Consider the following 13,879-nt stretch of genomic DNA (forward strand, 5'->3'; position numbering starts at 1 on the left):
AATTACTCTCGTGATTTACGTATATAGGTTACGACTACATTTTTGGACTTTAGAGTTTCGCGACCCCTTATCCACTATATAGGCCTTACTATCACGTTCCTATTCGTAGAGCCACGATTTCGCTATCCCTTTCTCTGCCGACTCTTATTTCCAGCGTCAGACTTAAAACGGTCTATCCCCAGACCGTTGTAATCCGCTACCTCACGATAATCAGGCTTGGGAATCGCTATTGGGTTCACCGGCAGCAGGTGCCCACGGAGGACTTACACCTCAGATGCACGACATGCTCGTCGTACGCAAAAAAGCAACGGCAAATCCGTTGCTTTTTTTGATAGAATCGAGACACTATTGTCCCAGACTCCACTATTTGTCAAAATACTTTTTAGTCTCAGCAATAACGACTGGCGATAAAACTAAGAGAGCAATCAAGTTTGGCAGAGCCATCAAGGCATTGACAATATCTGCGATAATCCAAACCATATCCAACTCGATAAATCCTCCCAACAAGACCATGAGTACAAAGACCACACGGTAGAGCCAGATAAAGCGAACCCCAAAGAGAAACTCAAAACAACGTTCCCCGTAATAGTTCCAACCTAGAATCGTTGTAAAGGCAAAGAGCACAAGGAAGATGGTCAAAAGGGCAGGTCCAAAGTGTGAAAAGACTGTTGAGAAGGCTGACTGAGTCAAGGCAACCCCATTTAAGTCACCACTCCAAACACCAGTCACCAAGATGGTCAAACCAGTCAGAGTACAGATAATGAGGGTGTCAATAAAGGTTCCTGTCATGGAAATCAAGCCTTGCTCTACCGGTTCATTTGTCTTAGCCGCAGCCGCTGCAATGGGAGCCGAACCCAAACCAGATTCGTTTGAGAACACACCACGCGCCACACCATTTTGAATAGCCATCCGAATGCTAGCACCGGCAAATCCACCTACCGCAGCAACCGGACTAAAAGCGGATGTCAAGATTAAAGCGATTGTAGCAGGGATTTTCTCGATATTAAAGAAAATAACTGTAAGAGTTCCTAAAATATAAATAATAGCCATAAAAGGAACAACGGTAGTTGAAACCTTTGAAATGGACTTGAGTCCACCAAAGACTGCAATCGCTACAAATACAGACAAAACAAGAGCCGTGATAGCTGGCGAAATAGTCGTTGTATTTTGGATAGATTCTGTAATCGAGTTGACCTGGGTGAAGGTTCCGATCCCCAATAAAGCCACTAAGACACCTGCCAGGGCAAAGAAGATAGCAAGGGGACGCCACTTTTCTCCCATCCCTAGAAGGATATAGTGCATGGGACCTCCCGCTACTGCACCATGGTCGTCCTTGGTACGGTATTTAATAGCTAGCAGTCCTTCCGCATACTTGGTAGCCATTCCAAAGAAAGCAGCCATCCACATCCAAAAGAGGGCTCCTGGGCCACCGACCTTGATAGCCGTCGCCACCCCGATAATATTTCCCGTACCAACTGTCGCTGCGAGTGCTGTACACAAGGCCGCAAAACTGGATACATCGCCATGCCCCTTATCCTTGGTAAAAATGAGTTGAAAGGCCTTAGGCAAACGCAAAACCTGCAAGAGGCCTAGACGGGCAGTTAGGTAAATCCCTGTCCCGACCAATAAAATCAAGAGGGGTGGGCCCCAAGCAAAAGCATCGATTGATTTAAGCAATTCTAACATTTCCTTCTCCTATCTTTTCAACCCCAAAAGAAAGAGCACATGCAAGATACATGTACTCTGGAATGCTTAGATAAATGCTAAAAAGCGGTCTATCCTAGCTCTGTCCTTTTACCTGAGAGTTTGAGCAGTTGCCTGCCTTGCCCCTTCGGTGCCTTTACGGTCTCTCCAGAGTTCCGTCCATTTACAGTCATGGAAAATCAAACGATTCCCCACTTCTATTAAACTTCATTCGGTGTTGGTATTTAATTGATTCTTATTTTACAAAAAATGTTGGCTTTTGTCAATGTGTTTATTAGTAAAAATTAGTTCAACAGTTTTTACTTTATAAATCTCGGAATACTTCTATCCTTTAAAAGTGACAATAGTCGCACCACTGCCTCCAGCATTTTGCGGGGCATAGCCGAAACTCTTGACATGTTTGTTTCTTTGTAGGTATTTAGTGACTCCTTCACGGATGACACCTGTTCCGATACCATGGATGATATCAACTTGCGCCATATTATTGAGCAAGGCTTGGTCGATAAAGGCATCTAGCTCATTCATAGCCTCTTCATAACGTTTGCCTCGAAGATCCAGTCTGGCTTGTGGACCACGACCAGAAGTTCGTTTCACAACATTGACTTGTTTCTTCTTGACCTGTTTTTCTTGCTGGGCTTGAACAAGGTCAAACTCTTTCTCTTCTAAAGTCATCTTAATCAAGCCAACTTGGGCTTCCCAACGGCCATCCTTGAGTTGATTGGTCAAGGTACCACGCTGGCCATAACTGAGCACCACGATATCATCTCCCACCTTTGGAGCTCGTTTTTTCTTGGCCTTTTGAAGGACCTTGTTTTTGGACAAGTCCACTTTTTCAGGAGCCAATTTTTTCAGCTTGGCCTTAGCTTCAATGATTTCATGGGGTTTGAGTTGGGATTTACTATGGAGATTCTTGAGAATCTGGTCACTTTCACTTAGGGCCATGTCCACAATCTCAGCAGCCTGTTCACGCGCCTTATTAAGCTCGTTTTCCTTTTCACGATTGAGCTCATTGTAGAGTTTTTTGAGCGCTCTGTTCATCTTGAGATTTTCTTGCTCCACCTCACGGATATTGTCCAAGCGTTTGCGGCTCTCTAGCGTCTGCTCTTCCAGCTGCTCAATGATACGATTGACATCATTGTCCTGATCGACCTGCTGGCTGGCATCCCCTACGATAACCTCAGATAGGCCTAGACGTTTGGCAATTTCAAAGGCATTGCTTCGACCAGGCACTCCCTGCATAAAGCGATAAGTCGGGCGAAGAGTGGCTGTATCAAACTCCATACTGGCATTTTGCACAAAGGCTGTCTCAATACCATAGGCCTTGAGCTCTGGATAGTGGGTTGTAGCCATGGTCTTGACTTGACGCAGGCGAAGGTCCTCCAAAATAGCCATAGCAAGGGCAGCTCCTTCTTGAGGATCTGTACCAGCCCCCAACTCATCCAAGAGTAAGAGTGAATGTTGATTAACCTTGCCAAGAATATCCACGATATTGGTCATGTGGCTAGAGAAGGTAGACAAGCTCTGCTCAATAGACTGCTCATCTCCAATGTCAGCAAAGATTTCTTCAAAAATACCAACACGACTTCCCTTGTCTGCTAAAATCGGCAACCCTGACTGAGCCATAACCTGCGTCAAGCCCAGAGTTTTGAGCATGATGGTCTTACCACCTGTATTGGGACCTGTGATGACAATAGCTGTTAAATCTTGACCAAAATGGACATCATTTGCGACAGCATTTTTGACCAAAGGATGGCAAACATGGAGCAGTTGAATCTCTTGATTTTCTGACAGCAGAGGTACGACTGCTTGTCTTTCTTGGATAAAGCGGACCTTGGCACGAATCAAGTCTAGATGGCCGATAATCCAAGCATCATTGGCAATCTCAGCCGCATGAGGGCGAACACGCTCAGAAATTTCTTGGAGAATGCGAAGCATTTCATAGCGCTCATCTGCTCGCAAACTGGCAATTTCTTCGCTCAGTTTGACCACCTCACGGGGTTCGATATAGACGGTATTTCCACTAGCAGAAATATCATGAACGACACCTGCAATCTTATTGCGGTATGTGTTTTTGACAGGTAAAACCTGACGGCCATTTCTGCTGGCAACGATTCCTTCTGTCAACATCTGCGCTTTTTGTTTGAGCAGATCCTGTAGGACATCGCGTACCTGACTCTCGCTATCATGGATTTTTCGACGGATTCGCGCCAATTCTTCACTGGCAAAATTTTCAATGAAACCTGCATCATTAAATGCTTGGAGATTTCCTTGTAATTGCGGAAAATCATGTAATTTCTCAAACCAGAGGCCTAATTCTTCCAAGCTGACATTTTCCAGATTATCATAAAAACTTTGAAGCTCTCTGCTAGAAAGAAGCACGCGCTTCAAGAGTAGGAACTCCTCGATATTGAGGTCCGCTCCCATCTCCAATCGCTTGCAGACTCCTGCGATTTCCTTGGTTGCGAGAATAGTAAAATGCGGTTGCTCTACGAAGAGAGCCTGCATTTCCTTCATCTCAGCAAAAGCCTGTTTGATTTTATCTGCTTTGGCAGTCGGAGCCAGCTGTCTCAATTGCTCCAAGCCCTGCTCGGTCAACAAATGAGGTTCAAACAAGGCCTTGACCTTATTGAACTCTAATGTTTCTAATATTTTCTTGTTCATCTTTATTTCCTTGTTTTTGAATGTCTAGGTGTGGTATACTCAATGAAAATCAAAGAGCAAACTAAGAAGCTATCCGCAGGTTGCTCAAAATACTGTTTTAAGGTTGCAGATGAAAGCTGACGTGGTTTGAAGAGATTTTCGAAGAGTATTAGCTTTTTACATTCTGATAGATTCTAGTCAATCTGTAAACAAAGGGCTAGGAAAATTCCTGCCCTTTTTATCCGATTAAATTTGTCACCCAGATTTGTTTGAGCCAACTGGTTGTTACTGGTATGCTCTGGATGATGTGTTTTGCGACAATACTCTTTTCAAGAGGATTTTGTACAGCTGCCATGGGAATGGTCGCTAAGATTGTCAAAACCATTTGCAAGACAAATAAGGTCACCAACATGGACAAGATACCCGCTGAAACTTGGAACAACTTGCCACCCAATTTTTCACTAGGAATCAAGTGTAACAGGAGACCAAGCAAACGACCGATGCTATAGACAATCCCAAATACAAGCAAGTAGCCGATACCTGCGTAAAAGACCTTATCCAACTGAAAGAGTTGATCCGATGGGAAAAAGAAAGTTCCCTGACCTTCACGCGGATTTGCATACGGGAGTAGCAAATGAAATTGCTCTCCAAGCCCTTTGTAAAACTGACCAGCCATAAAAGCCGATGCCATGGCTGCAATCAGGTAATAAACCTGCAAGAGCAAGCCTCTCCGATAGCCGATATAAAATCCCCAAGCCAAGACCAATAGAAGAAGGAGTGAAATCATAAGGAATCCTCAATCTTGCTCTGTTCTTGCTTGCATGTCACAAGCTTGTGACGGAGCTCTTCTAGCTCTTGCTCCTTATCGTCAAATTCAATCTCACGACTAAGCTGAGTTGACAAACAATTGACTGCCAATAAAATAGCGATGGTTTCATCGTCTGCCCTTGGCATTTGTTCTTTAATTGCTTGGTATTTTTCAGTCGCAACCTTAGCAATTTCCTCCATAAAAAGATTATCATGCTCGGTTGTCAAAGTTAATGATTTTTTCCCGAATGTAAATTTGAATCGATTTAGATTAGCCATAAAATTCACCTCACGATATTATACCAAATTTCGCTAAATTTGTCAGTTTTTACCAATTCGCTGGCATTTGTGGTACAATAGAAACTATGGCAAGTATAACACTCACACCAAGCGAAAAGGATATTCAGGCTTTTCTTGAACACTATCAAACCAGTCTGGCTCCCAGCAAGAATCCCTATATCCGCTACTTTTTGAGACTGCCTCAGGCAACGGTTTCTATCTATACTTCTGGAAAGGTCTTGCTTCAGGGTGAAAGAGCTGAGAAATATGCTAGTTTCTTTGGCTATCAGGTTGCAGAGGAAATCAGCGGACAAAATTTCCCTTTGATTGGGACAGATGAGGTGGGAAATGGTTCCTACTTTGGTGGGCTTGCAGTTGTGGCTTCCTTTGTCACACCTGACCAGCATGCCTTTTTACGAAAACTCGGTGTGGGGGATTCTAAGACTCTGACCGACCAAAAGATTCGTCAGATTGCTCCTATCCTCAAGGAAAAAATCCAGCATCAGGCGCTGCTTCTCTCACCAAGCAAGTACAACGAGGTCATCGGAGACCGCTACAACGCTGTTTCGGTTAAGGTTGCCCTCCACAATCAGGCTATCTATCTCCTCCTTCAAAAAGGTCTTCAGCCTGAGAAAATTGTGATTGATGCCTTTACCAGTGCTAAAAATTATGACAAGTACTTGGCACAAGAGGCCAATCGTTTCAGCAATCCTATCAGCTTAGAAGAAAAGGCCGAGGGCAAATACTTGGCTGTCGCAGTTTCTTCTATCATTGCGCGCGATCTCTTTCTGGAAAATCTTGAAAATCTGGGACGAGAACTGGGCTATCAGCTTCCAAGTGGAGCTGGAACAGCTTCTGATAAGGTAGCTAGCCAGATTTTACAAGCCTATGGTATGCAGGGACTCGACTTCTGCGCCAAACTGCACTTTAAGAATACTGAAAAAGCGAAAAAACGCTTAGAAAGGTAAATTATGAAATTATTTAAACGATTTTTAAAAGAATGGGGAGGAATCATCCTAATTATGACCCTCCTAGTTTTAAGCCGTCTCTTCCTTTGGAGCAACGTCCGTGTAGAGGGACATTCCATGGATCCTACTTTGGCAGATGGCGAAATCCTCTTTGTTGTAAAACATCTTCCTATTAATCGTTTTGATATTGTAGTAGCCCATGAAGAAAATGGTAATAAGGATATCGTCAAACGTGTTATCGGTACGCCTGGTGACACCATCCGTTACGAAAACGATAAGCTTTATATCAATAACAAAGAAACAGACGAACCTTACCTAGCTGACTATATCAAGCGTTTCAAGGACGATAAATTACAAAGCACCTACTCTGGCAGTGGATTTGAAGGAAATAAGGGTGCTTTCTTTAGAAGTATTGCTGAAAAAGCTCAGGCCTTCACAGTTGATGTCAACTACAACACCAACTTTAGCTTTACTGTCCCAGAAGGAGAATACCTTCTCCTTGGAGATGATCGCTTGGTTTCTAGCGACAGTCGCCACGTAGGTACCTTCAAAGCAAAAGATATCACAGGAGAAGCTAAATTCCGCTTCTGGCCAATCACCCGTATCGGAACATTTTAAAAAAACTAAGAGGCCGAGAATCAACAATCTCAGCCTCTTCTTCTATCGTGAGAATATGATTGTTTATTAACTAAAATAGAAACAACCCCAACTCTCACCCATTCATGCAAAGGAAGTTTATGGAATTTTATTTTTCAGGAACCATTGAACGGATTATTTTTGAAAATCCCAGCAATTTTTATCGTATCCTCCTCCTAGAAATCGACGATACAAACGCAGAAGATTTTGATAATTTTGAAATCATTGTCACCGGCACCATGGCTGACGTGATCGAGGGAGAAGACTATACTTTTTGGGGACAAATTGTCCAGCACTCCAAGTATGGGGAACAACTGCAAATCAGTCGTTATGAACGCGCAAAACCAACTAGCAAGGGCTTGGTCAAGTACTTTTCAAGTAGCCATTTCAAGGGAATTGGTCTCAAGACAGCTCAGAAAATCGTGGACACCTATGGCGACAATACCATTGACGAAATTCTGCAACACCCAGAAAAGCTAGAAGGCATTGCAGGACTCTCTGCAAAAAATCGCGAGGCATTCGTCTCCACTCTTCGTCTCAACTATGGAACAGAGATGGTTTTAGCCAAACTTGCTAACTATGGCATTCCCAATAAATTAGCCTTTCAGATTCAAGACTTTTACAAGGAAGAAACCCTTGATGTGGTTGAAAATTATCCCTACCAACTGGTTGAGGATATCAAGGGCTTGGGCTTTACTATTGCTGACCAATTGGCTGAGGAACTAGGCATCGAAAGTCAGGCTCCTGAACGCTTCCGCGCCGGTCTAGTACATAGTCTTTTTCAGGCCTGTATGGAAACAGGGGATACCTATGTTGAAGCACGGAATTTGCTAGAACAAACTCTTACTCTCCTTGAGTCTTCCCGTCCCGTGGAACTGGATCCCAGCCAAGTGGCTCAAGAACTCTCCTACCTGATCGAAGAAGATAAGGTTCAGCAGATTGATACCAAAATCTTTGATAACAGCCTCTTTTTCGCTGAAGAAGGCATCCGCAGTCACTTGGTTCGTATCCTTGAAAAAGGAAAACAGAAGAGCCAGGATCTAGAAACCATTCAAAAACATATCTCTACCGTCGAGGAAGAACTAGGGATTGAGTATGATAGTATTCAAAAACAGGCTATCTGTGATGCTATCCAGAACAAGGTCTTTATCCTTACAGGTGGTCCTGGTACTGGTAAGACAACTGTTATCAATGGGATTATCGCTGTTTACGCCCTTTTAGAAGGACTTGACCTCAGGAAAAAAAGCAACCTGCCGATTCTTCTTGCCGCTCCAACTGGACGAGCCGCTCGACGCATGAATGAATTGACAGACTTGCCAAGTGCGACCATACACCGCCATTTAGGAATGACAGGGGACGATGATACCAGTCATCTGGAAGATTATCTGGATGCCGACTTTATCATCGTGGATGAATTTTCCATGGTGGATACTTGGCTGGCCAATCAACTCTTCTCCAACATCTCTTCTGACAGCAAGATCCTCATCGTAGGTGACAGCGACCAGTTGCCGTCTGTCAGTCCTGGACAGGTTCTAGCGGATCTGCTTCATATTCCCTTGATTCCACAGACTCGCTTGGAAAAAATTTACCGACAAAGCGAAGAATCAACTATCGTTACCCTAGCTAGTCAGATTCGACAGGGCTTCTTGCCAGCTGATTTCACCCAGAAAAAAGCAGACCGTTCCTATTTTGAAATTGCTAGTGGTCATATCCCTGCCACCATTGAGAAAATCTTAGGCGCTGCTCTCAGAAGTGGCATCCCTGCTCGTGATATCCAAGTTCTGGCTCCCATGTACCGAGGGACCGCAGGTATCGACACCATCAACCAACTCATGCAAGACCTTCTGAACCCACCACAAAAAGATCAACTCAGTTTTGAGGCTCCCCAGTGTCACTATCGCAAGGGCGACAAGGTCATTCACTTGGTCAACGATGCTGAAATCAATGTCTTTAATGGGGATTTGGGAGCCATCACAGACCTGATTCCTGGAAAATATACCGAATCGAAACAAGACGAGATTGTCATTGATTTTGATGGCAATGAGGTCTCTTACCCACGTAACGAATGGTACAAGATTCGCCTGGCCTATGCCATGAGTATCCATAAATCTCAGGGAAGTGAGTTTCCTGTTGTCATTCTACCAATTACTAGTGCTAGCAAGCGTATGCTGGAGCGCAATCTCATCTACACAGCCATTACACGCGCCAAAAGTAAGCTTATTTTACTAGGTGAATTACAGGCCTTCGACTATGCTACCCAGCACATCGGAACTGCCCGAAAAACCTATCTGATTGAACGCTTCAGCGATTTAATTGAAAATGTTGAAGAAAATACACAAGCTGTTTCCGAAACAGTCACATCAAGTGCCACTAAACAATCTTATATCCTAACCGAAGAAAACTGGGACAGCATCCCAGCCATGATTGGGATTACAGACGCAGATCTCAAAGAGATTTTTAGAAACCTATAATACATATTTCTATTAAATAAACTGCTTGTATTATAGAGTAAAATAAGTTGGATTAACAAAAAAGGAGTTGCTCTTAAACGAGCTAACTCCTTTTCCTTTATTTCACATGTTTTGCGAGTTCTTCTTGCGCTTTTTTATTGGATTCTCCTTTTTCTTTCATCCATTTATCTTGAGCTTTTTGATATTCATCTGCAGTGACTGCCTTGTCTTGAAGTTCAAGGTATTTGTATCGGAGCGGATCGCTTGTCCCCTTGTTACCTGAGAAAGAGAAAGGTAAAGTAAATGGTACCATCTTAGACAAGATTGGACGACCAGTTTTAGAAGTTGTTGGGATGACTAAGGCACTATCTGTCAACCAAGCTTGAGCTTCGGCATACTTGTTATAACGTTTTGTAACATCTGTAGTTTCTTCACCTGCTTCATTGACCATTTTATCATAATCATTGAGACCAACCTTCTTAGCCGCCTCATTGTCTTTTCCTGAATCAAATCCTAGATAAGTTCTCGTATTTTCCCCTACAGAAGGCTTGATGATGTCAAGATAAGTTGATGGATCTGAGAAGTCTGGTCCCCATCCAACGTTATCAGAAAGATCCCAATCTTCGCCAGCAGCAGTTTGTGCAAATAAAGTGACATTAAGTACTTCATCTTTTTGCAACTGTTGAATATCAATAATGACATTATCAGTTCCTAAAGTTGCCTCCAAGGATTGTTTCATAGATTGGACGCGCTGAACTTTTGTAGTTGCTGTTTGGTCAACAGGCATATCTAGGTGAATTGGGAATTGTACTCCCTCAGCTTGTAGAGCTGATTTGGCTTTGGCAAATTCAGCCTTGGCTTTTTCTGGATTGTAAAGACCATCTTGTGCATCGGCAAGGTTCACATCCTTCCATTCATCCCCATAAGTCACCAATTTTTCTTTGACCATATCTCCAAAGTTTTTACCATCTGCTTGAACAAATGTTGGTGGAACAAAGATATTACGTAAGATTTTGCTTGCTCCAGTTTGTCCATTCAACTGAGAGGCATAGGCCGTACGATCAAAACCAAAAGCAATCGCCTGACGGAAATCCTTGTTTAAGAGAGCCTTTTTAGTAGATGTCTTTTGTTCTTCGCTAGTCTTAGAAGTATATTTGTAGGACTGACGGTCAATATTTGTCCCCACTACATAAGTCGTAGAATCTTGTTGTGTATAGACAATATTATCCTTCATCTCTTTCTCAAGCTCTGCAAAACTTGCACTAGTTGGATAGAGACGAGCTGCTGTTAAGCTACCATCTTTAAAGTTTTCTGCAGGTTTACTAGTATCTTGACCATCCCAGAATGACAATTTCACTTTGTCAATATGGACATTGTCTTTATCCCAGTAGTTAGGATTTTTCGCAAATTCAACAGCAGATTTGGTTACAATAGATTTCAACAAATAAGGACCATTGTACAAGATACTACTTGGATCTGTTGCTTTGGCAAAATCATCCCCTTTTGAGTTCAAAAACTCTTCATTAACTGGTGCCAAGACACCCATGGTTGTTTTAGAATTCCAAAAACTTTCAGGTTTGTTCAAAGTGTATTGGACTGTTTGATCGTCAATCGCTTTAATCCCAACTTGAGAGAAATCTTTATTTTCCCCTTTAGCGTATGCGTCCAAACCTTTAATTGAATCTTGTACCAAGTAAAGGGCTTCTGATTTCTTATCTGTCGCATATTTAAGACCTGTCACAAAGTCCTGAGCCTTAACAGGAGCATACTCTTCTCCCTCAGATGTATACCACTTAGCATCCTGACGAATCTTATAAGTGTAAGTCAAGCCATCCTTAGAAACTGACCAGTCCTCTGCCATTGAGGGAATAAGGTTCCCGTATTTATCATTCTCAAGCAATCCATCAATCACATTACTAGTAATATCAGCAGTCGCTGCCTTACCAGTTGTTAAGTAGTTGAGATTATCTGGGTCTGTCTCATAGGTAAATGCAAAAGTCTGCTCACCTTTAGCACCAGAACCACCAGAACAAGCCGCTAAGACACCTGCAGCCAATAAAGTTACTCCCGCAAGAGCCAATACTTTCCTTGTTTTCATCGTATTCTCCTTTGTTTTTCTATCCATTATAGACCCTTTTTAAAGTCCTGTCAATAGAATTTTCTGAATTTTAGAAAATTATTTTTTAAACAACAGTTTTGCAAAAATATGAATAATATCAAAAAACCTCAACTACATTAGGTAGTCAAGGAATTATCAATCATATTTCTAAAAAGCAACTGGGGGACAGTTTTAATTCTTTAATCTAACTCATTTCTCACGCACTGCAAAGCTGCTCCAATTACTTGGTGCATATCGTAATAACGATAGTGTCCTAAACGACCACCAAAGATAACATTCCCTTGCTCATCAGCCAATTTTTTATATGATTTATACAAATGATTATTACGATCATTATTTNCTGGATAATAAGGCTCATCACCTTTTTCCCATGTTTTAGAATGTTCTTTAGTAATGATAGTCTTTTCTTGATTCCCAAACTCAAAATGTTTGTGTTCAATAATACGAGTATATGGGGTATCTGCATCTGTATAGTTGACAACTGCATTTCCTTGGTAATTTTCCATATCCAAGGTCTCATTTTCAAAACGAAGACTACGATACTCTAGTTCACCCAACTTATAGTCGAAGAATTCATCAATCATACCAGTAAAGACAATCTTAGGGAAGTCCTTCATATATTGCTCTTTATTCGCGAAGAAATCAACATTTGTTTCTACATCAATGTTGTCATGATCCAACATTTTTTCAACTATTTGAGTGTATCCACCAATTGGAATCCCTTGATAGGTATCGTTAAAATAGTTGTTATCATACGTCAAACGTACTGGCAAACGGCGAATGATAAAGGCTGGAAGTTCAGTAGTTGGTTTGCCCCACTGTTTCTCTGTATAATCTTTGATTAATTTTTCGTAGATGTCTGTACCTACAAGAGAGATAGCCTGCTCTTCCAAATTTTCAGGAGTTTTACCATTTAAAACCGCACGTTGCTCATCAATCTTCGCTTGTGCTTCTGCTGGCGTTACAACTCCCCAGAGTTTATTGAAAGTATTCATATTAAAAGGAAGGTTATAAATCTCTCCCTTATAATTTGCAACAGGAGAATTTGTATAACGGTTAAACTCTGCAAACTGGTTCACATAATCCCAAATCTCTTTATCAGAAGTATGGAAGATATGAGCGCCATACTGATGAACTTGAATCCCTTCCTCTTCACGAGTATAGATATTACCCGCGATATGATTTCGTTTTTCAATGACTTTTACTTTTTTTCCTTTTAAGGCTGCTTCATGGGCAAAGACTGCACCAAAGAGACCAGCACCAACAACAAGATAATCGTACATTTTTTCTCCTTTTATTTTTTAACAAACTGTTGTCTCAGCTCTGCAAGATTGATAACTTTAAGTGATAAAATAATGGTTAAATATATTACTCCGCCGATGATTGCATATACTAAAACATTTAGAGCGGGAGCAAATATTAAAACAGGTTTCAGCAAATACAGCGAACCATACATCATCACAGACGCTAAAATAATCTTAAACATATTTCTAAGAATTGGAACTTCCTTCAGATAAGTTCGTGTATAATACAATTGAATGCACCATACTACGCTTTCTGTCAGTACAGAAGTAATTGCTGCACCAATATAGCCTAAATGCGGAATCAATACTAGATTACAGGCAATACTGAAAAATGCTGGAATCGTAGTCGAGACCATAAATTCTTTGTGTTTATTATGTGGAATCAAAATTTGAATCCCCATAATATTCGTCCATCCAATAAAGAACATTTTCCATACCATAATCATAATGGCATATTTAGCATCTTGAAATTCACTTCCTAAGAAAAATTGAACAAAATTATCATTCACAATTAACATTCCTGCAATAAGTGGAAAAATTACTGTATTATAAACTAAAAATGAAAATTCATAAAATTGATTTACTTTTTCCTTTTTACCTTGTGAAATCAAATTGGAAACATGTGGCAAAATTACTCCACTAAGTGTTGTAACAACTACCAATAATAGATTAATTAATTTATTTCCTTGTTCAAAAATCCCAACATCTCTTGTAGAAACTAATGCCCCCAGTAAGGTACGATCGAACAAGGCATATAAAGATATTGCCACTTGAGGAATAAATAAAATAAATACAGAGTTTAGATGTTTTATACTATCTTTCATAGAAAATACTGGTTTTTGTAACCAATTTCTTGCTGGAATCCACATTATTACTTGACCTAATAGCTCATAAAAAACAATTAAGAAAATATATAAATATAAATCAGATTCTTTTTTAATAAATACAAAAATAGAAACTACTCCAATTAAT

Annotated in this window: 10 protein-coding genes and 1 riboswitch; of the genes, 3 read left to right on the plus strand and 7 right to left on the minus strand. The window is 41.2% G+C overall.

Annotation, left to right across the window (positions count from 1 at the left end; translation table 11 throughout):
• Positions 1 to 363: 363 nt before the first annotated feature.
• The 4 genes from D8837_RS06875 to zapA all read right to left on the minus strand — a co-directional run bounded on the left by D8837_RS06875 (position 364) and on the right by zapA (position 5,430).
• Positions 364 to 1,686, minus strand: a complete 1,323-nt coding sequence (locus D8837_RS06875; RefSeq protein ID WP_024057191.1) for an alanine/glycine:cation symporter family protein — start codon at positions 1,684 to 1,686, stop codon at positions 364 to 366.
• 90 nt (positions 1,687 to 1,776) lie between these two features.
• Positions 1,777 to 1,865: riboswitch (glycine riboswitch) on the minus strand.
• Between the two features lie 163 nt (positions 1,866 to 2,028).
• Entirely contained in the window at positions 2,029 to 4,365 is a 2,337-nt protein-coding gene (locus D8837_RS06880) for an endonuclease MutS2 (RefSeq protein ID WP_125456583.1), read from the minus strand.
• 217 nt (positions 4,366 to 4,582) lie between these two features.
• Entirely contained in the window at positions 4,583 to 5,131 is a 549-nt protein-coding gene (locus D8837_RS06885) for a CvpA family protein (RefSeq protein ID WP_125456584.1), read from the minus strand.
• Entirely contained in the window at positions 5,128 to 5,430 is a 303-nt protein-coding gene (zapA, locus tag D8837_RS06890; RefSeq protein WP_125456585.1) for a cell division protein ZapA, read from the minus strand. The genes D8837_RS06885 and zapA overlap by 4 nt, the downstream gene beginning before the upstream one ends.
• Before the next feature lie 86 nt (positions 5,431 to 5,516).
• On the opposite strand from zapA, the gene rnhC reads away from it, so the two are divergent.
• The 3 genes from rnhC (at position 5,517) to D8837_RS06905 (ending at position 9,505) form a co-directional block, all read left to right on the plus strand.
• On the plus strand, positions 5,517 to 6,398 hold the full coding sequence (rnhC, locus tag D8837_RS06895; RefSeq protein WP_125456586.1) for a ribonuclease HIII: 882 nt from the start codon (positions 5,517 to 5,519) through the stop codon (positions 6,396 to 6,398).
• A 3-nt stretch (positions 6,399 to 6,401) separates the two neighbouring features.
• Positions 6,402 to 7,016 carry a signal peptidase I gene (lepB, locus tag D8837_RS06900; protein WP_125456587.1) on the plus strand — a complete coding sequence of 205 codons (615 nt, stop codon included), beginning with the start codon at positions 6,402 to 6,404 and terminating at the stop codon, positions 7,014 to 7,016.
• Positions 7,017 to 7,135: 119 nt separating this feature from the next.
• Positions 7,136 to 9,505 carry an ATP-dependent RecD-like DNA helicase gene (locus D8837_RS06905; protein ID WP_125456588.1) on the plus strand — a complete coding sequence of 790 codons (2,370 nt, stop codon included), beginning with the start codon at positions 7,136 to 7,138 and terminating at the stop codon, positions 9,503 to 9,505.
• Between the two features lie 97 nt (positions 9,506 to 9,602).
• On the opposite strand, the gene D8837_RS06910 is transcribed toward D8837_RS06905, so the two are convergent.
• The 3 genes from D8837_RS06910 to D8837_RS06920 form a co-directional block, all read right to left on the minus strand.
• The gene (locus tag D8837_RS06910; RefSeq protein WP_049500306.1) at positions 9,603 to 11,582 is read right to left on the minus strand and encodes a peptide ABC transporter substrate-binding protein; all 1,980 of its coding nucleotides are present in this window, start codon (positions 11,580 to 11,582) and stop codon (positions 9,603 to 9,605) included.
• Between the two features lie 200 nt (positions 11,583 to 11,782).
• Complete coding sequence (gene glf, locus D8837_RS06915) at positions 11,783 to 12,886, minus strand: UDP-galactopyranose mutase (protein WP_125456589.1); 1,104 nt, start codon at positions 12,884 to 12,886, stop codon at positions 11,783 to 11,785.
• 11 nt (positions 12,887 to 12,897) lie between these two features.
• Positions 12,898 to 13,879: polysaccharide biosynthesis C-terminal domain-containing protein (locus D8837_RS06920; protein ID WP_125456590.1), on the minus strand; the 982-nt coding region annotated here is incomplete at its 5' end.

Origin of the sequence: Streptococcus mitis, from assembly GCF_003942965.1 — a bacterium.
Taxonomy (GTDB): domain Bacteria; phylum Bacillota; class Bacilli; order Lactobacillales; family Streptococcaceae; genus Streptococcus; species Streptococcus mitis_BH.